Here is a 23701-nt window from a genome sequence, read left to right as displayed (position 1 = left end):
AATGTCGACATGCCCTATGTTGATTACAAGGGTGTACGATAGAGATATGATTTTAAAACAGTGGGAACTGCAAGATTTTATAGTGGAACTAATTCAAAAGAATAATTATATTTATTTCCTGAGAAATATTCCTGGCGGTGGTAAACATGAGGTATTCATCTCTGGATTTGATTCGGATCGTAAAGAGTTTTTGTGCCATGATTTTTGGGATGGATTCTACGGTGAGAAATGGCTTCCCTATGATGAGATCACTGTTATTCAAGATTCGAATTTCGATGCTGAATGGTCTACGGATTACCTGAACGGAATATGGGCCATTGAAAAGACAGATGAGTATAAGGAACCAAGTGAATATTATTATGAAACGGTTCTCCAGTTCTCCAAAGAGGATCTAATGAATATTTTGAAAGAATACGTAGGAGAGACTAATCAAGTTCGCAGTATTCTGAGAAAGGATCACCGTTATCTTGGAAGTGAAATATACGATAAGATGATTGATATGCTGGGGATGCAGAAGGAAGGGATGCAAAATCAGCCGTTTGCTATACATCCTTTTCACCTGCTTTACGAACATAAACAACTGCTTGCACAAGCCATACTTGACTTTCTCCCCGATCCTTCGTTAAAAATCCGATTGGAAGAACTGGTAAGCGAAGCTTTGAAACTCCGTAATCTGGTCATGTATATGAATGAATTCATCATGGAGCAGGGTGTATACAAAAAGTATGATGTCATGCTTGATAAAATCATTGAATTGAAAAATATGGAATTGGCTATTATGAAACATGTATTCGAATACGAGTATCAATCACAGTTAGGACAATAATTAAATACGATGTATCGCCGATAAGATAGACCCATTCATTTAATTCTTGAATGGGTCTATTGAACTTTTCTATTATACTTTCTGATGACGTTACCCTAATATGGATAATAACCTACTTTTTATATAGGAATTATATAGTATGGAGAATGCCAAGATGCCACAATGGAAGCGAAATCTGTATATTCTGTGGTTCAGCCTGTTTTTCAATCATATGGCGTACTCGCTGTCCGTTCCGTTCTTTCCTATATTTCTGCAAAATGATCTTGGTATACAGAGCGGTCTGGAGGCTTGGTCCGGTATTTCGATCTCCATCAGCTTTCTGATCAGCGGATTATGCGCACCCTTCTGGGGATCACTGGCTGATAAATATGGTAGCAAACTGATGCTAGTCCGTTCCGGAGTGGGGCTAGGCATTGCACATCTGGCTAACTTCTTTGTGTATGATCCGTATACGTTTATCGCGGTGAGGGTCTTTCAGGGACTCGTGGCTGGTTTTCATCCCGCCTCGATTACACTGATTGGCACCAATACTCCGGAGAAACAGGTGGGTTATGCACTTGGCGTGATCTCCACGGCCAGCGCTGCGGGTGGGATTCTTGGTCCTCTTGCCGGTGGTGTGTTGAGTCACTGGATCGGACTGCGGGGATGTTTCATTGCATCCGCTGTCATTACATTACTCGCGGCACTGATGGTCCTCGGTGTTAAGGAGTCACGACAAGCTCGAACGATAGTACCAACAAGGATCATAGGGGATTTGAAAAGAGCGGCTTCCACACCGGGTTTGATTCGAATCTACAGTTTGATTCTCCTAGTCTCGACCTCCGTGCTCATCATCGAACCGGTGCTGACGCTCTATGTGGTTCAGATTGGCGGAGATGTTGGCAGTGCAACACTTAGTGCAGGGATTGTCTTCTCGGCGATTGGTGTGGCAACGGTCATTATGGGGCCGCGATGGGGGAAGATTGGTGGAAGGATCGGATACGAGAAAACCCTGTTTATTGGTCTGATTGGCGGCGGAATTGGCAGTCTGCTGCAAATGACAGCAAATAATCTGATTTATTTTGGCAGCTTGCGATTTGTTTATGGTTTGTTCTTTGCCGCGGTTTATCCGGCGCTTAATGCGCTGATCATCAAGTATGCTGATCACGATTTTCGTGGGAGTGCTGTCAGTCTGAGTCAGACGGCGAGTCAGTTCGGTATTGTACTCGGACCGTTAATCGGTGGTTTGCTCGGTGGATGGATCGGTATTCCGTTTATTTTTCTCTTCACAGGGATTGTATTGTTTGGAGCGGCCTGGGCAGTGTCATTACCACAACATAGGGAGGAATATATATGTCGCAACGACAATTGAAGTTGGGAGCCAATCTGAATGGAGTGGGTAACAGCATTTCCTTTTGGCGTCACCCGGATATTCCCATTAACGCGAGCGTTAGCCTGGAATTCTACAAGAAGCAGGTGCGTATCGCGGAAAAAGGGAAGTTTGATCTGCTCTTTATTGCAGATGGCCTCTTCATCAACGAGAAGTCCAATCCTCATTTTCTCAATCGCTTCGAACCTTTGACGCTTCTGTCCGCACTCACCGGGGCAACTTCCCACATCGGGCTGGTTGCTACATTATCTACTTCCTATAGTGAACCCTTCACGGTTGCGCGGCAATTTGCCTCGTTGGATCAATTAAGCGGTGGGAGAGCCGGATGGAATGTGGTTACTTCACCTCTGGAAGGATCGGCCCTTAACTTTGGCAAAGGCGAACATCCCAACCATGCGCTGCGCTACGAGATTGCGGAAGAACATCTGAATGTGGTCAAAGGCCTTTGGGATTCCTGGGAGGACGATGCCTTTGTCGGAGACAAAGAGCAGGGCGTATTCTTCGATCCTGCCAAGTTACATACACTGAATCACAAGGGAGCGCACTTCTCGGTACAGGGTCCGCTTAATGTGGGGCGTTCGAAGCAGGGTCATCCGGTCATTTTCCAAGCGGGCTCATCTGAATCTGGTAAAGATCTGGCCGCCCGATCGGCGGATGCCGTCTACACAGGACATGAGACGCTGGAGGAAGCAAGGGAGTTCTACCGCGATGTGAAAGCAAGAGCGGTGGCTTATGGACGCAAGGCAGAGGATATCCTGATCTTCCCGGGCATCGGCCCGATTGTGGGTAGAACAGCGGAAGAGGCGGAGCAGAAATATCAGGAAATTGCCGAACTGGTGAATATTGATCAGGCGTTGAATTATCTGGGGCGGTACTTCGATCATTATGACTTCTCCCAATACGCACTGGACGAACCTTTCCCCGAGATTGGGGAGATTGGCAGCAACAGCTTCCGCAGTACAACAGATAAGATTAAGCAGCAGGCACGAGAACAAGGGCTGACCTTGCGTCAAGTGGCATTGCTGGCATCCACTCCACGTACATCGTTCATTGGTACACCGGATCAGATCGCAGATCAGATTCAGGAATGGTTTGAAGGCGAAGCGGCAGACGGATTCAATGTTCGTACCGTGGTGCCCAATGGATTGGAAGATTTCGTGGAGCTAGTTGTTCCGGTTCTGCAAGAACGAGGGCTGTTTCGTACGGAGTATGAACATGAGACGCTTCGGGAGAATCTGGGTCTTGAGATTCCACGTAATCGGTATACGTTGGAGAGTGTGAGATAGAGATGTTAGAGCGGTAATGACGTTAATATAACGTTGTTGCGGCTCTTTTTTGATGGTTTCTTTTTCGGAGAGTACTGCTATTATAAAATGATACACAAGCTGCAATTCCAGACGAGTCACAGGAGGAGATTGGGATGATTAGAGGGTTAACGAATGCGGGACTGGGCAATATCGAGTCTGATGAACAATATATCATAGATGCGGCCAAGCACGGATTCGGATCTGTAGATTTGAATCCGCTCTCATTGATTGAAACGTATGGCAAGGAACAGGCACAACATCTGCTAGAGAGTAATCAGGTGATCATCGGTTCATCGGGTCTGACGGTAGAGTGGCGGACGACAGATGAGCAATTCCGTGAGGGATTGCAATCGTTGGTCGCTATGGCAGAAGCTTCTGCTTCGTTGGACTGTTACAGCTGTTGCACGTATATTTTACCCTCAACGGATCAACCGGCAGCGCAATTTATGGCCGCGGCTACGAAACGCTTGAGACTCTGCGCAGATATCTTGGACGCTTACGGGATTAAGTTGGGTCTGGAGTTTGTGGGATGCCACCACTTGCGGACGCAATGGAAGAATCCGTTTATCTGGCGTGTGGAAGATACGCTGGACTGGATCGAGACGATCCATGCGCCTAACGTAGGTTTACTCGTAGATTCCTATCACTGGCATACAAATGGTTTACTGATGGAAGATCTGTTGAAGCTGAAGAAAGAGCAGATTGTTCATGTGCATATCAACGATGCTTATGATTTGCCGATCGAGGGACTACTGGATTATGAGCGTTTGTACCCCGGCGAAGGGGTCATTGATTTGGGTGGTTTTCTGAGAAACCTGCAGGCGATTGGTTACAATGGTGTGGTGGCTCAGGAAGTACTGGCACCGGCGCCGACCCTAAGTACGAGTGAAATATTGGCTAAGTCGAAAGCAGGTTTTGACGAGGTATTTGCGGCAATCTAAGTTACTGAAAAAAGGAAGGGGTGTTCCTAGCTATGTTTCTGGCTTATGGAACCCCCCTGTTTTTGTTCAATTAATCCAGCACGCCGTGATCTTTCATTAGTTGTTTCGTAACGATCCATAGTCTGTTTTGCATGGCCTCATCTCCGCCAGGATGTATAGGAACAATAGATGCTCCAGTTCCCACATTGAAATATCCTCCCGAAACCTCGCCATACTTCGATTCCACAGCCAAACGAGTAATGATATCCGCACCCCGGCGTGGGTCGCCAATATGCAAAAAGGTTAACATGCGTTCAAGCACACTTGCAAACCATAGCTCTCGTCCAAGACCCGTAACATTAAAGCCAGGGTTCAAGGCATTTACGCGAATTCCGGTTCCGCGCCATTGTCTGGCTAGTTCACCAGTAAACATAATATTGAGCAGTTTGGTTTTGCCATAGATTGGAGAGGAACCACGTGCAGTAAATGGAGTGATATCCGTTAAGTCATCTGGCAACACCAGAGTGCCGTGATTCCGCGAAGCTTCAGATGCAACATTGACGACACGGGCATGGCCCGACTGAATCAGGGAAGATTGCAATGTGTGCGTTAACAGCCAAGGTGCCAAATAGTTGACGGCAATCATCTCGGCATATCCTTCGGACGTGACTCTCTGTTCAAAAGCATGAAGTCCGGCATTATTCAAAAGTACGTCTATACGCGGATAAGCGGCTGCAATCTCAAGCCCAACACGTTTTACATCACTCAGTAAGGACAAGTCTCCATAGAAAAATTCGATTTTGGCAGAAGGCATGATTTCCTGGATTTTGTACCTGGTAGCCTCGGCACGTTCCTTGCTTCGGGCTGTGAGTATTAGATGTGCCCCGCGTTTGGCGAGTTCCATGGCTGAAAGCTGCCCTAAACCGCTTGTTGCTCCGGTAATTACAATAATGGGATGTTTAGTTCTCATAAGAAGAGCTCCTTTTGACACGAATAGATTCGGAATTATATAATGGACATAAATCAACTATAAATATTAATTGATATTTGTCAACTATATTTCAGGAGTCTACTTTCATATTTCAGGGAGAGGGAGTTAACAATAATGAGTGAAAATCCAGTCAAAACCAAAGATAGAGCAACCCTCGAGCTAGCGCTGGGTGAGCAGATTCATGCACTGATCAGTGCTTCGCATGCGCTTAACGTTCGATCTGCCGAGCGTTTTGATGCGAACCTGCAACCTGCCGCTTTTCAACTGGTACGGTGGCTCTACTCCTATGGCCCAACAAGTGCCGCGGCTTTGGCAGAAGCGAATGCAATGGACCGCAGCTCGGTCAGCCGATTAATCAAACAACTCGAAAAGTCGGGATATGTTAGCAAAGAGCAAGACCCCAAGGATCGGCGCGGGGTGTTACTATCTCTTACGGAACTTGGTCAACAATCGACGGTTGGTGCGCTCAAGGAGAAGGAGTCAGCTTTTTATAACCGTATATCCAGATGGGATGATAAGGAACTGGAGCGTTTCACCGCCATGCTCAGGCAGTTTAATGGATTGGAAGAAAAGTGAGAGGAACAATAGTGTGGATTGTATTTGATACCTGAACCATAGGACATGTCACCCTTCAGCGAGTGAGACTATAAAATTCATAGCAAAAGCGGACATCTGGTGATGTCCGCTCGTGAAGTTCCCGGATCATTTTATAGTTTCCAGGGAAGCTGTGGGATTTTATATCGGAAACCCTGATGGTTTTCTTTTCTCACATATATCCAAGGTGGGGGGACGGGGGTGCCTAGTGCTTTATACAAGACCGTTCCTTCATCGCTTACGGAATATTCTTCGATACTACTTTGGATATCCTCCCAATGAACCTTACCTTGGTAAGACAGTGTTTGCCCTTGAACGATAACATGAGGTGCACCTGAAATAACTCTCTGCGTTATGTTGAGAACTCCAACCTTTCCTGAGGACAATATCATCAATTCGCTCATAAAAAGTATGATAATCAAAATGACTATGCTCACAATCCATCGCTTTTTTCTCATTTTGTGACCCCCCTACCTAGGAATCATTCCCTCATAGTTAATGTCTTTTAATGACATAATCTCGTCAGAGATGGTATTGATTTTGACTGAATAGGGCTTAATAGCTTGCAGGAATTCATTAATGGTATTCTTCCGATCTTTATGAAAGGCTGTAGATGTTATGTGATGCTCCTTTAATACGTTATCGTTCATTATGACTTGTTTAGAATAACTAACTGAATCACTATAATCGATTAGATGCGTAACCCCCGTGAATTTGCCACTAGTTAATGTACCTTTGGAGAATTCGGATGGTTTAATCCCAATATATTTTTCAGAAGAACCGTGTTTCTTTTTATAATTGATAATCGTGTCAAAAAAGTCCTTATCTCCGGTTAACTTTTCGTTGAAATAATCATTTTTGAGAGTAATCGTAGTTGTATGATCAGTATATCCTAGTGAGACAGTATCTGAAGAGTGGATTGCGTAATATCCCTGAGACATCTTGCCCTGATTGAATGTTCCATCGTTAATGGTGTTGTTGTAACGGTCATTTACAGGGTAAACCTTGCCATCAGAAGTAAGATACTGTACTTCTAACCATTGCGTAATTTCTTTTCCTTTACCATGATATGTATCATTAATCCATGATCCGGTGTAGGTTTTTGTAGTGAATTCACCTGTTCCATGGCCCATATTAGATTCATTGTAATCCTCAAAGGGGACACCTCCACCTTCAACTAATGTATATGTATACTTGCCTTTTCCTTGCCGCTTACCACTCACCCAATCTCCAGAGTAAACTTCGGTTTCTCCCCATCTTGCGGTTCCTTTACCATGAGGTTTCCCGTTTAAAATTTCACCATAGTACGTCGCTCCATCTGACAATTTTAAGTTTACTTTCTTCGATGCTGCTTCTGTTGGAGTAGAGCTTGATAATAGTACAATGATAATGGTGATTGTTAATCCAAAACCTAGATAGAATCTTTTCAAAAGTGTGCAACTCCTTCAATGTATATGATCTTTGCGTTGTTAGCCATCTTCAACATTATCGGTTTATATATCGTATTTTTCCAGTTTAATTATAAAGTGGAGATAGGTCGGATTTCACAAATAACTCATTCCCAGTTCACAAAAGTAAAGATGTAAAGGCTGAATCAAAATCCTGCTCAATCCAAAGTACCTACGGCTTCAGGGCATATTATGCCTGTAGTTCGTGGGTGCTTTTTTTCTATACTCAGCGTATACGTCATTCTGATTTTTTTACAAAACCCACTAGTTTCTCATTATCATCATTTCTCCTACGCCAGTTCTCCTCCTAATGATCCACAGCAGTGGTGGAACTTTCCTGAATCGTGAACAATCTCTGAATTTTGTATCACCTCCTATTTGCAGCGTTATCCCTAGATTCACTCCCCCAATATGGAGCAGTATAGAGTATAACTTCGTTAGGATAAGTTAGAAAAACCTTTAACGGAATATGAAAGAATGCAGGTATATGTAAAATTTTAAATACATGCTTCCAGGCCGTTGACCCTGCCCCCAAAAGTCTCTTATATTTACTCCCGACACAACAACTCAGAACGGGTGGTGGGATGATTTTGTTTATTAATAAAGGCAAGAAAGTGCTCGCTATGCTTACACTTATACCCTTGGCTACAGGGATGGTCATGGGAGCTTTCCCTGCTGCGATAACGTATGCAGATGCGGGAGATAGCTCGCCAGTCAACAGCTCGGCAACAGGTTCTTGGCAAACGGGAGATTTGCATGTACATACGTTTGAGTCTGATGATGCGCAGGTTTCACTGGAGAACGTGCTCGATGCGGGTTTAACCAAATATGGGCTGGACTGGATCGCGCTTACGGATCATTTGCGGTTATCCAAGCGAGATCACAACGGGAACGACATTTCGGGTGGACCGATACCCATGTCCCAAGGAATGAATGAATATCAGGTACCACAGATCAAGGCACTTCAGGATGCAGGCAAATACGCAGGTAAAACAATCTTCTCCGGTTTCGAATGGGACATGCCTACACATGAACACGTTGGGGTAGGGATTCTCACGGATGAGCCGAACTCAACCGAAGCGCTGAACGCTGCCAAGGAATTCGAATACCGTTTCACGAATCGCGCTGCGAACCTGTTTAATGCGGCGGACGTAACAAAATGGGATCAGAACGGAGGGCGTGCGTACACGACTCATCAGGATGCCCTAACCGCCATCAATTGGCTCGCAACGAACTATCCAATGACAAGTTATGCGATGATCAACCACCCTTCACGCGGCAAAAACAAATATACCGTCGCGGACTTCCGTGAGTTCAACGATCTGGCTCCACAAGTGGTATTTGGTATCGAAGGCATGTTGGGTAACCAGATGGAACCGGATCGTGGAGGGTACAACACAAGCTACAATGTAGCTAATCCGACCGCAGATGATGGATACAAATACCGTACATACGGCGGTGTAGACTATATGGTCGCCAAGGTTGGCGGACTATGGGATGCATTGCTGGGAGAAGGACGTCACTTCTGGAACTATGGCAATTCGGACTACCACTTCAAGACAATTGGTACGAATTCCAGTGGTTATTTTCCTGGCGAATATGCTAAGACCTATTCGTGGGTTGAGGGTACAGGCATGCAGGCAGTACTGGATGGACTGCGTTCGGGAAAATCATTTTCCGTATTCGGTGACCTGATCAACGCACTGGACTTTACAGCTTCCGGAGCGGGTGCTCAGGTTGAGATGGGCGGAGACCTTCATGTGACTCAAGGCGATGAAGTAGAGCTGAAGATTCGCTTCAAGAGTCCAACGACGAGCAACAACTATGAAAATCCAATCAACAGCGGCACGTCCGCTGGACAAGTACCCGTGGTGGATCACGTTGATCTCATCGCTGGGGATGTGACAGCCAAGGCCCAGAAGGGTACAGCCGCATATAATAAAGACACCAACGACTCTACCAAAGTACTGGCTACCTTCACATCCAACGATTGGACGACAGATGCCGAAGGCTATAATGTCATCACAACCAAGATCAAAGCCACAGACCAGGACAAGTATTTCCGCCTGCGCGGTACGAATCTGGGGATGAACGTGACAGGTGAGACTGTAAATGGTGAACCACAACTTGATCCGAAAAATACGACAGCTGATGCAACGACCCGTTTTAATCAAATTAACGATAGCAACTATCGCGATCTGTGGTTCTACTCCAACCCAATCTTCATGAGTGCCACACCTTACAGTGATGCACAGGCGGTAACCGATACACTTCAAGCAATCGATCTGGGCGATCTGAACGCGGTCCATTCCGATCTTACCCTTCCTGTTGAAGGGAAGCATGGTGCAACGATTAGCTGGTCCAGCTCCAACCCGGAACTAATGAATAACGAGGGCAAGCTGCTAACGCAACCGGACAATAATGAGCGATTGGAACTGACGGCAACCGTGCAACGTGGCACGGAGTCACAACCCAAAACGTTCACTGTCATTGTGGAAGGCAAGAATAATCAGGCGCTGGTATTAAAAAGCAACATGACTACCGCTGACGGCCAGCCGTATCACACGGATACATGGACGAACCAGTCCGTAACGGTTAGTGTAACCAGCGCAGTATACGCGCCTGCTACTTCCGCAATTATCGAGTTGTCCCGTGATGGAGGGCAGACGTATGAACTTTATACAGAGAATACACCTTTGGAGGTAACGGAGCCGGGAGAGCACAACCTTTTATTCCGAGCAACAGACGATCTGGAACAAACGTATACTTTACCTCTGGTCATTAAAATAGACCGTGAGATTCCCGTCATCACCCTGCAAGGTAGCAGCCAGATGACGCTGAACGTAGGAGATACGTACAACGAGCCTGGAGCACAGGCTTCTGATAATGTCGGCATCCGTGGTTCCGTGCAGGTGGATGGCACGGTGAACACACAAGCAGCAGGGATCTACACCCTTCGGTATAACGTGAAGGATATTGCTGGTAATGAAGCACAGGAAGTTATCCGTACCGTGACTGTACAAGCCCGCTCAGGCAATGGTGGCGGGGGTTCAGGTGGAGGTACTGGAGGCAACTCTGGTGGGAATTCTGGAGGAAACACACCAAGTGTGCCAACAACGCCTACCGTTCCAACCACACCAACCAATCCGGAAACGGGGTCAGATTCATCCACTGAAGTGAAGGTAGAGGTGGAAGCGAATCAGCCGGTCCAAACGGGTCTGAAAGACATCGTGCAATTCAATGTTCCATCGGGAGCTATTGGTTCCAAGGATACACTGCAAGTGTCTGTGGTTGCCAAGGACAAGTTGCTGAATTCAGCTTCCCTGAATGTACTTGGACAAGCTGTACAGATCAGCCGCAGTGGCGGAAGAACATTGAATGATCAGGCGGCATTGAGCCTGAATGTGGATTCGGCAGATCTGCCTAACGGTACCCAACCTGCAATCTATTATTATAATGAAGCTCGTCAGAGCTGGGTATTTATCGGTGGCAAGATGAATGCAGCAGGAAGCATAACGGCCAATGTTAATCATCTGGGTACATTCGTTGTGTCCAGTTACACACCGGTGAATCTGTCTGACCTGAATGGACACTGGGCTTCCGACTACGCAGATCGTTTGTTGGGCATGAACGTGATTCAAGGTTACACAGATGGTACGTTCCAACCATCGAAGAAGATCACACGGGCAGAGTTTGTTACGTTGCTCAGTAAGGCGCTGGCATTGAAGTCCGTGGAGTCGGATCTGACATTTGCAGATCAAGGCAGTCTGCCAGACTGGGCAAAAGGTGATATTGCCGCAGCCGTGCAAGCCGGAATCGTGAAAGGCTACGGTGATAACACATTTAAGCCTGATCGGACCATTACCCGTGCCGAGATGGCTGTTATGATGGCGAATGCGCTGAAAGTAAGTTCAGATGCACAAGCCGGAATGTCTGGTAATACCTCCGTTAAACCAAGTTTCACCGATGCATCGCAGACGCCATCTTGGGCACAAGAAGCACTGGATGCAGCGGTGCAGGCCAAGATTGTGAGTGGATATACGGACCATACGGTTCGTGCAGGAAGTGAAACGACCCGAGCGGAAGCTGCGACGATGATCTATAACTTGTTGCTGGCCATGTACGTGTAAGAAATAACAAAGAGAATTAACCGTATATAGAGCAGATATAAAGTAAACAAAAAACTGATATCCTTTTGGGGTATCAGTTTTTTTGGGGATTAAGAATATCTCATCTTGGATGATATTTGAGACGTGCCATTGCTTTAATTCACGAAACGAAAAGACAAGTTACTGTGTTAGAATAAGTTAGGTTTGGATGATGAAACGGTGGGGGCTAGAAAATGAACAAAACGGAGCGGCAACTTGCGATTACGCTTGAATTGCAGCGAAGAAAGATGCTACGAGCAGAAGATTTAGCTGCTCAATTTGAGACAAGTGTACGTACGATATATCGAGATATACAGGCGTTAAGCGAAGCTGGTGTTCCGATTATGGGTGCTCCGGGTCATGGGTATTCCCTCATGGAAGGATATTTTCTGCCCCCGGTAAGCTTCACCGCAGAGGAAGCCGTATCCCTGCTCATGGGAGCTGATTTTATCGAACAGAGATTGGATACAGAATACGCGATGGAGGCTAAGTCGGCTCAACGAAAAATTGAAGCGATTTTACCAGAAGCCGTTCGAAACGAATCAACACGTGTTCGGGAAACGATGCGACTGCTTCATACGGTTGAACCTTTAACCCGAGCACGGGTGAAAACATACCTTAACCAGATTCGTAATGCCATTTTGGAGCAACGTAAAATCAGTTTTATGTACCTGAAAAAAATGCCAGGAACGGATGGCAATCGGTATAATATGCGTGAGGTTTCACCCTACGGACTCTCACTGGTTCAGGAGAATTGGATATTAATTGCACGTTGTGATATGCGACAAGACATCCGTCATTTTCGTTTGTCACGGATGACTGAACTTTCCGTGCTGGAGGATCAATTCCTTTTGCCACCGGATTTTGATCTAAACAGTTATCGACCTCCTGAGGACCGTAACGAACAAGTATTAATTCGGGCTAATCCTGAAATTGCTGACAAAATTATGGAGGCCCTTCATTTTTATATGGATGCATTTGAGGAGCAAGAGGAAGGTGTTGTTTTTCATTTTCGTGTCCGCTACCCGGAAGAAATATTGCATTATTTACTTGGATGGGGTGGAGATATCGAGGTCTTGGAGCCGGAGTCTTTGCGCTTCCGAATGCAGGAAGTAGCCAAAAACATCTTAAAACACTACTGACATACACCTGTCAGTAGTGTTTTTTTATACTTTGATATATCACAGATCAAGAGGAGTGGGTTGAAGGATGAGAAGTACAACGGAAGTATTGAAATCATTTGAAACGGCAGTAGAACGATATTTGGCAGAACTGAACAAATTGGATATGGGTAGCTTACTTAAAAAACAAAGTGAAGAGGAATGGTCCATTGGACAGATGTATGTACATTTGATTCAATCAGCGCTTTTCATGCATCTGCATAATATTGAGCAGTGTTTGAGCAGCGGGGATTCGACGTTAAAGTCGGGGGAGGAAAAAACAGAACTGGGTAGGCAAGTGTTTGAATTAGGACAATTCCCTCCCGTGCCTGTTAAAGTCCCTGCTTCCCCGCAGTACACCCCGCAACCACCCGAGAGTATGGGATCCTTGATCGATGGGCTTCACGAGGTAGTGGATCGGATGAGAAGCACGGCATCTGTTTTACACCAAGCGTCCGTAAACAACAAAATACGTCATCCAAGGCTTGGCGCTCTAAATGCTCAGGAGTGGTTTTTGTTGATAGAGATGCACTACAGACATCATTTTTTGCAATTGGATCGATTGAAATCGAATCTGGAAATGTAAACGAGAGAAGGGAATGAGATGTATCCATGAAACCAAATCAGGACAGCAGATATTGGATTGGTGTTGTATCTGCTTCTCATGTAAATGTAGCCGTAGAGGGAGGGTTTGCGCAGTTGTGCCATGGCAAGTCAGCACTGTTGCGACAGATGTCCCCGGGTGACTGGCTGATATACTACTCTCCACGTACAGACATATCAACAGGGCAGCCACTTCAGGCTTTTACCGCTATTGTTCAAATTACCGACGACAGGATATACCAATATCAGATGTCGGAATCCTTTGTACCCTTTCGCCGAGATCTTCGTTATCTTCCGTGTCGAGAAGTAAAGATCGCAACGTTGTTAGACCAACTCAGTTTTACACGCGGGAATCGCAATTGGGGGTTTCCATTTCGTAAAGGTCACTTTGAAATTGGGGTTGATGACTTCAGGATGATAGCTTCCTCCATGTTGGAAGAAGAGACACAGGCACTGCTCGGTATTAGCTTAAGCCAGAAATGTTAACCAAAGCAAAAGGCCCATAGATTGTCTATGGACCTTTTGGCTTTATGGATAATCATATCCTCCACCGTTGATATTACATTTGCGAAGACGATGGATGCCCAAGGAAAGACCTTTAATCGCCCCATATTTCTCAATAGCTTGAATCATATACACAGAACAGCTTGGTTCAAAACGACATTTGTTCCTCACCTCAATGGGGGCAAAACGTTGATAAATTCTAATACTCCATATCAGGATTGCTCTAACACGTCGTAGAACTATGAAGAACATACTTGCTATGAAAACAATCTGGGCGCTCAGCAAAGCATATACTGGAATGAATGGATTCAAGAGATAGAAACAGATCATAGAGATGATTAGCCCTGCGAATAATGCAAGTGTAACGTTAAGCAAAGACTTCAACCAATCGATTTCTGGAATAACATGAGTTCTTATATAGAAACTGCTTCGAGGGTCGTTTTCTTCATGATGTGTATGTAAGAGTCTAATAAGTTCTTCTTCGGATGGCATGTTATTAAATATCAGTTCCTCAGATTCTGAGTTTCTCATGATTGTTGTACTATTATTAAATCTCTCTGTAGAAAATAAGCATATAATGATGCGTTGTAACAGGTTGCTGGAGACAACCGGGCTTCTCAGTGACGGATAGCGACTCCATCGATTGATAGGTCCATCCAGATTGTGCTTTGTGATTGATGATATCCGCAAATAAATTAACAGCAGCCTGAGTATCACCTCGGTTTACTTGAACATTTTTTGGACCTGGAACGACCGTGTACTCTCTCATTTAGATCATCCTTTCATATGTTGGAATTATGGCAATAGGCATTCCATTATTTTACTATGGGTATGGTAAACTGTCGATTGAAACTTATTAGATGAGATTGGATTAAAATAAATTATAGGCCATCTAACAGGATGGTCTTTGTTTCTATGAAGGTTTAAATTCACTTGGAAAAGTCAATAAAAGCTCTGTAAGCAATGCTGTAAAATCCACTGAAAACCAGTACAATTGAACCTATAAAACCATGAGATAAAGAGAGGGATTTCTCCATGACCGATACAAGTGGGAATCGTAAAGTTGACGGCTATCTAAAAAAACTCAAAACGTGGAAGGAAGAGTCCACGAAGCTGAGAGAGATTATTCGGGATTTTGAACTGACAGAAGATATGAAATGGATGCATCCTTGTTACATGTTGGATGGGAAAAACATCGTTTTAATCCATGGATTCAAAGAATACGTAGCGATTTTGTTCTTCAAAGGTGCTCTGCTGAAGGATACACACGGCATTTTGGTCCAGCAAACGGAGAATGTACAGGCAGAACGCCAGCTTCGCTTCACCAGCCTGGAGCAGATTGTGGAACAGGAGGATATGATCGTAGCCTATATCCAGCAAGCGATTGAAGTGGAACAGGCCGGACTGCAAGTGGAAATGAAAAAAACTGCCGAATATAGCGTTCCTGAGGAACTTCAACAGCAATTCGATGAGAATCCTGCCTTCCAGGCCGCATTTGAAGCGCTGACACCCGGACGGCAGCGGGCATATCTCTATTATTTCTCACAACCAAAGCAATCCAAAACAAAAGTGTCACGAATCGAGAAGTACATGCAGCCGATCCTGGATGGTAAGGGATTGAATGATTAATCTTATAACAATATATTTGAGGGAAATTAAGAGTAAAAGCGAGTTGAGAGCCTTTCAGATATAATCCGAAAGGCTTTTTGCTGTTTTTGCTAAAAGTATAGATAACAGGAGAGTGTCCCATATGATTCGAACTTACCAATACTACGCAGTTTTTAATTTTGCTGAGGATGGAATTAATGTTACATTTCCTGATCTGCCCGGATGTATCACCTGTGGCGAATCAATTGATGAAGCATTAGTGATGGCGAAAGAAGCACTTGAATTATTTTTGGATGGAGAACCTATTGAAGATATTCCGCCACCTCAAAGCATAATGCCTGAATTATTGAACTCTAAAGATAAAGCGTATTTAATTGAAGCAAGTATTACGTATTATTGATGAATTCTATGTTTACATATCTGAACTCACCATACGGAGTTTAGAACATCGTCGACTTCTTTGATTCTTGTGACAGATGGTGTTTGAATTAGATTTCCTTTGACCATAACCATAGTCCTTTTTGGAGGGGGTTGTCAATATTTTAAATATATACTGAAAACACTATGAATTCATAGGTACGGTGATACTCATGGCTACTTAGAAAATAGCGATATTAGTTAATAATTTTGTAATAGAATGGCGAGTATATTGCATTAGAGTGAAATTCAACCAAAAGCAAGTGAGTAGTTTGGTCTAAATGTAATTTTAGTTATTAGGTCCTAGTTCTGAAAATTCTTCTAATTTTTGTAGAGGAAATAGTCTATAAATGTAGAATAAGATTTTATAGGTCAAATGTAACAGATCTAACAAGGCCTTAGAGGTAGAAATAATTGAAATTTAAGTTCTTATTATCAGAATTGGAGTGAACAGTATGCAAATTTCAAAAGTTAAGATTGAGAATTTTAGACTTCTCAAGTCCCTTGAACTTGATTTAGAAAAGGAATTGTCTCTGGTAATTGGTAAAAACAATTGTGGTAAAACTTCATTACTTTCAATATTAGACAAATTTATTGGTTCAAAAGCAAACGTAAATACATTTTCTCTCGATGACTTTAACATTGATTTTCTTAGAGATCTGATAAATAGAATAGAAGCTGAAGAAGATGAAGAAAAAGAAAGTGGTACATATTTAGGCATATCATTAATGTTATTTATAAAGTACGACGAAGGGGATGACTTATCCAATATAAGTAAATTAATGTTGGACTTAGATCCTAATCATAGAACAATTGTTTTGAAATTTGAATATAGGCTGATACAAGAAGATCTAAGAAAGATGAGAAATGATTACAAAGAATTTCAATATAAACAACTCATAAAAAAAAATGTAGAGATAGAGGATGGCAAAGTTGAAAACAGAGGGAATATTTTTTTGAGAGATAATCATAAGAAGTATTTTAAACTATCGAAAAAATCACTTGGTTACGATACGGAAACGTCAACTGAAATAGAAAGTGAATACATTGATTTATTGAAAGAGAAGATTGCAATCGAAAAAGTTATAAGCTTTAAAATGATCAGTGCTAAAAGAAATGTATCTAATATCGATTCGGATAAAACATTATCAATTCTATCATCAAATTATTACAAGAAAAAAGAAGAAAAGAATCAAGAATCAGAGAAAATACAGGAATTCAAAGATATTCTAAGCAGAACAGATAAGCACTTAAATGAAGTGTACAATAATTTGTTTGAGAAAATAATAGAAAAGGTTGGGATGTTTGGCGGTATTAGAAAAGGTGACTCTAATATAAAAATTGTATCTACTCTACAACATAAAGAATTATTAAAAGACAACACAACTGTAATGTATGATCATAATGGTGAACACTCCCTTCCTGAAAATTATAATGGTCTAGGATATCTCAATTTGATAAGTATGATATTTGAGATTGAGCTGATTCTAAGTGAATTTAGATTTGAAAATAAACTGAACGAAGAACCAGCAAATATAAACTTGCTTTTCATTGAAGAGCCAGAAGCACATACTCATCCACAAATGCAATACATATTTATAAAAAATATTAAAGATATTTTGAACAGTGCGAGTAAGGGTGACGATGGTAAAAAGTTCAATTTACAAACTATTATTACAACTCATTCTTGCCATATTACTGCTGAGAGTGACTTTAATGATATAAAATACTTTTATAAAACTAATCAAAATCAAGTTATTGCAAAAAATTTAAAAGATTTAGAGAAAGAATATGAAAAGGATAAAGAAATCAGTAATTTTAAATTTCTAAAACAATATTTGACGTTACATCGAGCAGAGCTGTTTTTTGCGGATAAAGCAATATTCATAGAGGGTGACACAGAAAGGTTATTATTACCTGCAATGATGAAAAAGATTGATCAAGAGACGGATGAAAATCCACTACTCTCACAAAATATTTCAATAGTAGAGGTAGGTGCATACTCTCATATTTTTGAGAAATTCATTGCTTTTATTGGAATAAAATCGTTAATAATCACTGATATAGATTCTGCTATGAAAAAAGTTAAGAAAAATGAAGATGGCAAAGAAAAAATTAAAATTATAAAATGTAGAGTTTCTGATGAGGGGGCCTTCACGACTACAAATGCTTCATTAAAATATTTTGTTAATTACAGCAATTATATTGTTTCCCAATATTTTGGAAAAGAAGTAGCTTCAACTTCAGAGATTCTAATAAGCGAGCCTAGTGAAGAAGTCGATATTTTAAATTTTTATAGCAATTTGAACTACAGTGAGAGAATACTTTTAAAAGATCCAGAAACGAAAAAATGGTTACCCTCTGATGGTGGTAATTTATTAATTATTTATCAAACATCTGAATTAAACTCTTTGAATATTGCCTATCATGCAAGAAGCTTTGAAGATTCATTTTTTCACATAAATAGGCAGTTTATTATAGATAATAAAGAAAGTTTCAAGAGTTTAGTGAATATAAAATATTTCGAAGATAAAGAAAAAGATTCCTATTTTTTAGCTGAGGAATGTGTAGATAAAAAGCCATCTTTTGCAATGGAAATCTTACTAAATAGTAAGGAGATAAACAATAAAAAATATTGTAATTGGGATATCCCGAGTTACATAAAGGAAGGGTTATTATGGTTGAAGAACAATTAGAAGTTGAAGTTGAACAAATATTTAAATTAATCAGTAATGGGCATAATTTTTTGTTAAGTGGAGGGGCAGGTAGTGGGAAAACTTATTCTCTAATAATGGTTATAAAGAAGGCGATCAGAGATAATCCAACCGCAAAAATTGCTTGTATCACTTATACAAATGCTGCTGTTAAAGAAATAAAAGACAGAATAGATCACAATAATTTGTATGTAATGACTATTCATGAATTTTTATGGAGCATGATTAAGCCTTTTCAAAGAAATCTAAAAAAAGAATTGATTTCTCTTATCAACGACGAAAATTCTAAATTTGCTAGCCCTGATGGTATTGTTGATAAGGGATATTTTGACTCGATAGAGTCAGGTATTCAGTATAAGGATTATGTTCGAATCAGAGAAGGTATAATTTCACATGATGAAGTTTTGGAGTTGTCAAATCTAATGTACAAGAAGTACCCCCTACTTTGCGATATTTTAAAGGATAATTACAGATTTATTTTTATTGATGAGTACCAGGATACTAGTCAATTAGTTATTGAAATATTTTTAGATCATCTTAAGCAAAGCAAAAAGAAGAATATAATAGGTTTTTTTGGGGATTCTATGCAATCAATTTATGATAAAGGTGTTGGTGATTTATATAAATATATTGAAAAACAGGATGTTAAGGAAATTTGGAAAAGACAGAATCGTAGAAACCCTAGTAAGGTAATTAATTTAGCAAATAATTTAAGGTCAGATGGCTTAATCCAAGAACCTTCCCTTGACAATAAAGCTCCTAACATGTTGAAAGGATTCATTAGAGAAGGTAATATAAAATTTTTATACTCATCAAACAATGATCTGAATGAAATTAGAAAGACAGAGTACTTTGCTGGTTGGAATTTTAATGACTCCAAACAAACAAAAGAATTATACCTTACACATAATTTAATAGCTCCTAAAGCAGGGTTTCCGGAATTAATGGAGATATATGATAAAGATCCGATAATTGATTTGAAAAATAAAATAAAGGAAAAAATAAAAAAAGATAATATAGAAATCAATGAGGACTATTCTTTTGATCAAGTTGTGGACTTAATCGCACTAAAAAATAGAAGTAAACTACGAAAAGATATTATCACAGAAAATCCTATTCATAGTGTCCTATACGATGAATTGAAAAACGAACTATTTTCAAAAGTTAGCAAAATATATCTGAATAAGGATTCCTTAATTGATGATAAGAAACAAGAAGAACAAGATATAAATAAAGAAGGCTCGAAAAGGGATGCTCTAATTAAACATCTATTCAAGATACAAACTATTATTCAACTTTATAAAGATAAATTATATAACGACTTTATCAGAAAAACTGAGTTAAAAATCACTTCAATAAATATGAAGAAAGAGATAAACGAAACTATCTCTATTGTAGATCAAATGTTCAATTCGACGATAGAGGAAGTTATTGATTTCGTAGATGAGAGGCGCCTTTGTCGTAAAGACGATAATTTTTATAATTTCATAAATGAAAATGAGTATATATTTAATAGAGTTAAAAAAGTGAAATATCAGGAGTTTCAAAATTTGTTTTATTATTTAGAAGGGCATACTCCGTTTTCTACGCAACATAAAATTAAAGGTTCAGAATTTGATAATGTTCTTGTAATACTAGACAATGGGAAATGGAACGATTATAACTTTGATTACTTATTTAGTAGAAGAACAGAAAAAGAAACAATTTTTTTAAGAACACAAAAAATTTTTTATGTATGCTGTACCCGAGCGAAAGAAAATTTAATAGTTTTTTATCATAATCCTAGCGAAATTGCAATCAATCAAGCAAAATTATGGTTTGGAGAAGAAAATGTAAAAAAGATATAGTGCTTAATTGTCTATTGAGATGTGATTAACTGGAATTTATTATATAAGTATTGATTTACTTAGATCCATGCAGTGCAATTAATCTATTATCAATCTAAAATGATACGTATTGACGTACCACACTTTTCTATTCTTTATGTTACCCTCTCTATACAAAGGAGTGGTGACATGACAAGTACCAACAGCGAAGACCTGACTTCGCAGTACGCACAACTCATCGAACAAGAAGACGATTACGTCGATCAACTAGTCACATGCAACAAACTCATCCTGGACGCCATGGACATCATCGCAAAGCAGGCAGGTGTGTTAGACATGGATACCGTGAAACAGGCCGCATATCACCTTCATGCGATGGAACAGGATTTGAAGCGCAAGTTATTTAAAGTCAGGCTGGAGAAGAGCATCTTGGCAAATCAAATGAGCCAGTCTACATAAAGTCACCTTAACTAAAGGACAGCGCAGGATCACAAAAGATGATCTTGCACTGTCTTTTTACCTTCCCGTCCAAACGTTTTTCGCTTCCAATTAAGCATTGACTTTCTTCCCAGATCCCCCTACACTTCAATTATTAAAACACTTTTAAAAACTTTCACTGAATGGTTCGAAATGAACGAAAGGAGGCATACATCTAAACCATGTTACCTACATCACACAACACCCAACAGGTGAAGCGAATCAACGTTGAATTGGTGAAGAACACGCTCCGATCCATGGGCGTAGGCACGAAAGCTTCCATTGCGAACCTGACCAAACTCAGCGTGGCGACATGCGGCACAATCCTGAATGAGTTGCTTCAGACGGGTGAGATTATAGATCTGGGTCCAGATGAGTCGAGTGGGGGAAGACCGGCGAGTCGGTATCAATTCAATGCGGACTACGCCAGCGTACTTTGCCTGATTATTCGAACAGAGGGCGGCATTCACTCAATCATGCATACATATGCCAATCTGAACGGAGAGATGGCGGACGAACAGACACTCATTTTGGAAGAGATTAATGTAACGGTGGTAGAGGATCTAATTGCGAACCTGATCGAACAACACCACAATGTGCAGGCAATTGGTATCGGCATACCTGGGGTGGCACACAACGGCGTTATTGGCATTTGCGATGTACCGGAGCTAATGTATCAGCCACTCGGGCCAAGGCTCAAGGAGCAATATGAAGACGTGGAAGTGGTTATTGGCAATGACATGAACCTGACGGTCTATGGACTGTATAACCAGCAACAGTTTGAGGAAGAGAAGAACTTCGCGGTGGTGACTTTTCCCGAGAATCATTTTCCGGGTGCAGGCTTTATCATTGATGGTCGTCCGCTGACCGGGAATACGCAATTTGGGGGCGAGGTGTCCTTCTTACCTTTTGGCGTGTCACGGGAAGAGCAGTTGCGAATGTTGAAAACGACGAAAGGGTTGCAGGAACTGGTCGTACAGACGCTTGTATCCATCATCGCGATCATTAACCCGGCTACAATTGTGGTTACAGGGGATACGATGGACCCGGCGATGCGGGATGACCTGACGCAAGGTTGTTTGGATCGAATGATTCCATTGGAGCATATGCCGGAGTTGATCATCCAAAGAGACACTCGGCGCGAATATGTGACTGGGCTGGTCGCGGTAACGCTGGAGAGCCTGACCTACCGCATTCAGGTGGTTGAGAAGCAGTGGTAAAGGAAAAAGGAGCTTTTTCTAGTATTCTATTTTTAGGAATAAAGCTTAACCATGTTTCCTATTTCAAATGTACAAATTATTGACACGATAACGGAGAGGGCAGAACCAATCTGAAGAACGCCTTTATCACTGTATTTTCACCTTTAGAAAAGATTCAAAAAAATACAGGGATAACAGCGGTCGGAAGATGGTACTGCAATCGTAGTTATAACGTGCAATCATTTTCCTGAACACACTGGAGGAACTTATTTTGAATCAGCAAGCAGGTACGCAAGGGAACAAACGAAAGTTCAACAAGCTGTACGCCATGCAACTGGCAACGATCTTTCTAGGATTTATCGTATTTGGTATATCGGAAAATATTAAAGGGCCGGCCATTCCGCGCATTCAATTCGACTTCAATCTGGATGAGAAACAGCTCGGGACGTTATTGTCCCTGAACGCACTGGGGTACCTGATCGCCTGCTCCTTCACGGCTATTCTGGTTCGCAAATGGGGCATTAAGGCGGTTAGCATCATATCGTTTACATCGATGATCCTCTCGGGTGTGTTCATTTATGTGTCTCATACCTATCCACTCTTTGCTTCATCGTACTTCTTCATGTACATCGGTAACGGTATGCTGGAGATTGCTTTGGCGATTCTGGGTGCGCGTATCTTTGTAAAAAACACAGGCACGATGATGAACCTGTCCCATTTCTTCTATGGGCTGAGTTCAACGGTAGCACCTTTGCTGGCGACAGGTGTCATGTCCTTGAAGGTGTTTGGACACGAACTGGACTGGCGCGGCATGTATCTGGTGATGTTGTCACTCTGTCTGCTGCCGATTATTGCGGCGCTGCGCAGCAAATTCCCGGGGGACGATCTTCCTCATGAAGATCGGACTTCACTGAAGACGTTAACACGTGATCCTGCCCTTTGGCTGATGGTGCTCATTCTTTCTTTTGGCGTGGTGTCGGAACTGGCGGTTGGGGGTTGGTTGGTTAATTTCCTGGAAAAAGCCTACACGTGGGACACGGTCAAAGCCTCCGGGTTATTATCTGCGTTCTTCCTCACGTTCTCGCTGGGACGCCTGCTGCTTGGACCATTGACGGACCGGATCGGATTTGTATTGTCACTGATTCTGTTCTCGGCTTTCTCGGGAGTATGTACGTTCGTGGCGCTTGCAGGGGGAGAGCGTCTTGCGATTTTCTTTGCGATATCTGGCGCGGGCATAGCGATGATCTATCCAACAGTAATGGCGTTTATTGCACGCAGATATCCAAACGGCAGTGACACCGCGATTACATTCACGGTTACCTTGATGGGGGTTGGTAGTGTCATTGGTAACTATGTGATTGGCTGGGTGATTGAGGGTGTGAAGAATCTGTACGGTTCAACAACTCAGTTGGGGCTGCTGCGTGGACTTCAGGCGGGATATGGATTCATTGGTCTATGTGCTGTGATCTGTGCGGCATCTGGCGTAGTGTTGTATATGTATTTGAAAAGACGACAGGAACTGATTTAAATACTTAAGGCATAAAAATATTGAAGAAACATGCGAAAAAAATAATTTAGGATCTTTAGATG

The 23701-nt window shown here is 42.0% G+C and carries 21 protein-coding genes; 16 read left to right on the top strand and 5 right to left on the bottom strand.

Going from position 1 to position 23701, the window contains the following annotated elements; all coding sequences use genetic code 11:
- Nucleotides 1-82: 82 nt before the first annotated feature.
- The 4 genes from CXK86_RS21015 (at nt 83) to CXK86_RS21000 (ending at nt 4443) form a co-directional block, all read left to right on the top strand.
- Nucleotides 83-826, top strand: a complete 744-nt coding sequence (locus CXK86_RS21015) for a hypothetical protein (protein WP_180361836.1) — start codon at nt 83-85, stop codon at nt 824-826.
- A gap of 154 nt (nt 827-980) precedes the next feature.
- The gene (locus tag CXK86_RS21010) at nt 981-2177 is read left to right on the top strand and encodes an MFS transporter (protein WP_180361835.1); all 1197 of its coding nucleotides are present in this window, start codon (nt 981-983) and stop codon (nt 2175-2177) included.
- Nucleotides 2159-3481, top strand: a complete 1323-nt coding sequence (locus tag CXK86_RS21005) for an LLM class flavin-dependent oxidoreductase (protein WP_101314506.1) — start codon at nt 2159-2161, stop codon at nt 3479-3481. The genes CXK86_RS21010 and CXK86_RS21005 overlap by 19 nt, the downstream gene beginning before the upstream one ends.
- Nucleotides 3482-3615: 134 nt before the next feature.
- Complete coding sequence (locus CXK86_RS21000) at nt 3616-4443, top strand: sugar phosphate isomerase/epimerase family protein (protein ID WP_101314505.1); 828 nt, start codon at nt 3616-3618, stop codon at nt 4441-4443.
- A 70-nt stretch (nt 4444-4513) separates the two neighbouring features.
- On the opposite strand, the gene CXK86_RS20995 is transcribed toward CXK86_RS21000, so the two are convergent.
- Entirely contained in the window at nt 4514-5392 is an 879-nt protein-coding gene (locus CXK86_RS20995; RefSeq protein WP_101314504.1) for an SDR family NAD(P)-dependent oxidoreductase, read from the bottom strand.
- A 135-nt stretch (nt 5393-5527) separates the two neighbouring features.
- Here CXK86_RS20995 and CXK86_RS20990 point away from each other — a divergent pair, with 135 nt between their 5' ends.
- The gene (locus CXK86_RS20990) at nt 5528-5989 is read left to right on the top strand and encodes a MarR family winged helix-turn-helix transcriptional regulator (protein ID WP_036617203.1); all 462 of its coding nucleotides are present in this window, start codon (nt 5528-5530) and stop codon (nt 5987-5989) included.
- 131 nt (nt 5990-6120) lie between these two features.
- Here the strand turns inward: CXK86_RS20990 and CXK86_RS20985 are convergent, their stop codons facing one another.
- Nucleotides 6121-6465 carry a hypothetical protein gene (locus CXK86_RS20985; protein ID WP_076319925.1) on the bottom strand — a complete coding sequence of 115 codons (345 nt, stop codon included), beginning with the start codon at nt 6463-6465 and terminating at the stop codon, nt 6121-6123.
- A 12-nt stretch (nt 6466-6477) separates the two neighbouring features.
- Nucleotides 6478-7437: an MORN repeat-containing protein gene (locus tag CXK86_RS20980; protein ID WP_101314503.1), complete on the bottom strand. Its 960-nt coding sequence runs from the start codon at nt 7435-7437 to the stop codon at nt 6478-6480.
- A 608-nt stretch (nt 7438-8045) separates the two neighbouring features.
- Between CXK86_RS20980 and CXK86_RS20975 the strand changes: the two genes are divergently transcribed.
- From CXK86_RS20975 to CXK86_RS20960, 4 genes are all read left to right on the top strand, one after another.
- Nucleotides 8046-11585, top strand: a complete 3540-nt coding sequence (locus CXK86_RS20975; protein ID WP_180361834.1) for an S-layer homology domain-containing protein — start codon at nt 8046-8048, stop codon at nt 11583-11585.
- A 212-nt stretch (nt 11586-11797) separates the two neighbouring features.
- Complete coding sequence (locus CXK86_RS20970; RefSeq protein ID WP_101314501.1) at nt 11798-12745, top strand: helix-turn-helix transcriptional regulator; 948 nt, start codon at nt 11798-11800, stop codon at nt 12743-12745.
- 67 nt (nt 12746-12812) lie between these two features.
- Nucleotides 12813-13349 (top strand): DinB family protein, encoded by a 537-nt coding sequence (locus CXK86_RS20965; RefSeq protein WP_101314500.1) that lies wholly within the window; start codon nt 12813-12815, stop codon nt 13347-13349.
- 26 nt (nt 13350-13375) lie between these two features.
- On the top strand, nt 13376-13852 hold the full coding sequence (locus tag CXK86_RS20960) for an EVE domain-containing protein (protein ID WP_101314499.1): 477 nt from the start codon (nt 13376-13378) through the stop codon (nt 13850-13852).
- 42 nt (nt 13853-13894) lie between these two features.
- Here the strand turns inward: CXK86_RS20960 and yidD are convergent, their stop codons facing one another.
- Nucleotides 13895-14401 (bottom strand): membrane protein insertion efficiency factor YidD, encoded by a 507-nt coding sequence (gene yidD, locus CXK86_RS32735; RefSeq protein ID WP_257467975.1) that lies wholly within the window; start codon nt 14399-14401, stop codon nt 13895-13897.
- A 16-nt stretch (nt 14402-14417) separates the two neighbouring features.
- Entirely contained in the window at nt 14418-14639 is a 222-nt protein-coding gene (locus tag CXK86_RS20950) for a hypothetical protein (RefSeq protein ID WP_036617217.1), read from the bottom strand.
- Nucleotides 14640-14905: 266 nt separating this feature from the next.
- On the opposite strand from CXK86_RS20950, the gene CXK86_RS20945 reads away from it, so the two are divergent.
- The 7 genes from CXK86_RS20945 to CXK86_RS20910 all read left to right on the top strand — a co-directional run bounded on the left by CXK86_RS20945 (nt 14906) and on the right by CXK86_RS20910 (nt 23639).
- On the top strand, nt 14906-15499 hold the full coding sequence (locus CXK86_RS20945; RefSeq protein WP_101314498.1) for a YdeI/OmpD-associated family protein: 594 nt from the start codon (nt 14906-14908) through the stop codon (nt 15497-15499).
- Nucleotides 15500-15620: 121 nt separating this feature from the next.
- Nucleotides 15621-15878 carry a type II toxin-antitoxin system HicB family antitoxin gene (locus CXK86_RS20940; RefSeq protein WP_101314497.1) on the top strand — a complete coding sequence of 86 codons (258 nt, stop codon included), beginning with the start codon at nt 15621-15623 and terminating at the stop codon, nt 15876-15878.
- A 472-nt stretch (nt 15879-16350) separates the two neighbouring features.
- Nucleotides 16351-18591 (top strand): ATP-dependent nuclease, encoded by a 2241-nt coding sequence (locus tag CXK86_RS20930; protein ID WP_101314496.1) that lies wholly within the window; start codon nt 16351-16353, stop codon nt 18589-18591.
- A complete protein-coding gene (locus tag CXK86_RS20925) occupies nt 18573-20456 on the top strand; it encodes a UvrD-helicase domain-containing protein (protein WP_101314495.1) in 1884 nt (627 codons plus the stop codon). Before CXK86_RS20930 ends, CXK86_RS20925 begins: the two co-directional genes overlap by 19 nt.
- 168 nt (nt 20457-20624) lie before the next feature.
- Nucleotides 20625-20894: a hypothetical protein gene (locus CXK86_RS20920; RefSeq protein WP_101314494.1), complete on the top strand. Its 270-nt coding sequence runs from the start codon at nt 20625-20627 to the stop codon at nt 20892-20894.
- A 200-nt stretch (nt 20895-21094) separates the two neighbouring features.
- On the top strand, nt 21095-22132 hold the full coding sequence (locus CXK86_RS20915) for an ROK family protein (protein ID WP_101314493.1): 1038 nt from the start codon (nt 21095-21097) through the stop codon (nt 22130-22132).
- A gap of 307 nt (nt 22133-22439) precedes the next feature.
- The gene (locus tag CXK86_RS20910; RefSeq protein WP_074096998.1) at nt 22440-23639 is read left to right on the top strand and encodes an MFS transporter; all 1200 of its coding nucleotides are present in this window, start codon (nt 22440-22442) and stop codon (nt 23637-23639) included.
- The last annotated feature ends 62 nt before the right edge of the window (nt 23640-23701 follow it).

This window comes from Paenibacillus sp. BGI2013, assembly GCF_002843485.1.
GTDB classification, from domain to species: domain Bacteria; phylum Bacillota; class Bacilli; order Paenibacillales; family Paenibacillaceae; genus Paenibacillus; species Paenibacillus amylolyticus.
This window is presented reverse-complemented; position numbering and strand designations above follow the sequence as displayed.

What these genes read in the sequence shown, in the direction of transcription:
- CXK86_RS20930 (WP_101314496.1), top strand. Translation starts at nt 16,351, where the DNA reads ATGCAAATTTCAAAAGTTAAGATTGAGAATTTTAGACTTCTCAAGTCC.
- CXK86_RS20965 (WP_101314500.1), top strand. Translation starts at nt 12,813, where the DNA reads ATGAGAAGTACAACGGAAGTATTGAAATCATTTGAAACGGCAGTAGAA.
- yidD (WP_257467975.1), bottom strand. Translation starts at nt 14,401, where the DNA reads ATGAGAAACTCAGAATCTGAGGAACTGATATTTAATAACATGCCATCC.
- CXK86_RS20995 (WP_101314504.1), bottom strand. Translation starts at nt 5,392, where the DNA reads ATGAGAACTAAACATCCCATTATTGTAATTACCGGAGCAACAAGCGGT.
- CXK86_RS20910 (WP_074096998.1), top strand. Translation starts at nt 22,440, where the DNA reads ATGCAACTGGCAACGATCTTTCTAGGATTTATCGTATTTGGTATATCG.
- CXK86_RS20925 (WP_101314495.1), top strand. Translation starts at nt 18,573, where the DNA reads ATGGTTGAAGAACAATTAGAAGTTGAAGTTGAACAAATATTTAAATTA.
- CXK86_RS20960 (WP_101314499.1), top strand. Translation starts at nt 13,376, where the DNA reads ATGAAACCAAATCAGGACAGCAGATATTGGATTGGTGTTGTATCTGCT.
- CXK86_RS21005 (WP_101314506.1), top strand. Translation starts at nt 2,159, where the DNA reads ATGTCGCAACGACAATTGAAGTTGGGAGCCAATCTGAATGGAGTGGGT.
- CXK86_RS20915 (WP_101314493.1), top strand. Translation starts at nt 21,095, where the DNA reads ATGTTACCTACATCACACAACACCCAACAGGTGAAGCGAATCAACGTT.
- CXK86_RS20985 (WP_076319925.1), bottom strand. Translation starts at nt 6,465, where the DNA reads ATGAGAAAAAAGCGATGGATTGTGAGCATAGTCATTTTGATTATCATA.
- CXK86_RS20950 (WP_036617217.1), bottom strand. Translation starts at nt 14,639, where the DNA reads ATGAGAGAGTACACGGTCGTTCCAGGTCCAAAAAATGTTCAAGTAAAC.
- CXK86_RS20970 (WP_101314501.1), top strand. Translation starts at nt 11,798, where the DNA reads ATGAACAAAACGGAGCGGCAACTTGCGATTACGCTTGAATTGCAGCGA.
- CXK86_RS21010 (WP_180361835.1), top strand. Translation starts at nt 981, where the DNA reads ATGCCACAATGGAAGCGAAATCTGTATATTCTGTGGTTCAGCCTGTTT.
- CXK86_RS20945 (WP_101314498.1), top strand. Translation starts at nt 14,906, where the DNA reads ATGACCGATACAAGTGGGAATCGTAAAGTTGACGGCTATCTAAAAAAA.
- CXK86_RS21000 (WP_101314505.1), top strand. Translation starts at nt 3,616, where the DNA reads ATGATTAGAGGGTTAACGAATGCGGGACTGGGCAATATCGAGTCTGAT.
- CXK86_RS20990 (WP_036617203.1), top strand. Translation starts at nt 5,528, where the DNA reads ATGAGTGAAAATCCAGTCAAAACCAAAGATAGAGCAACCCTCGAGCTA.
- CXK86_RS20940 (WP_101314497.1), top strand. Translation starts at nt 15,621, where the DNA reads ATGATTCGAACTTACCAATACTACGCAGTTTTTAATTTTGCTGAGGAT.
- CXK86_RS20920 (WP_101314494.1), top strand. Translation starts at nt 20,625, where the DNA reads ATGACAAGTACCAACAGCGAAGACCTGACTTCGCAGTACGCACAACTC.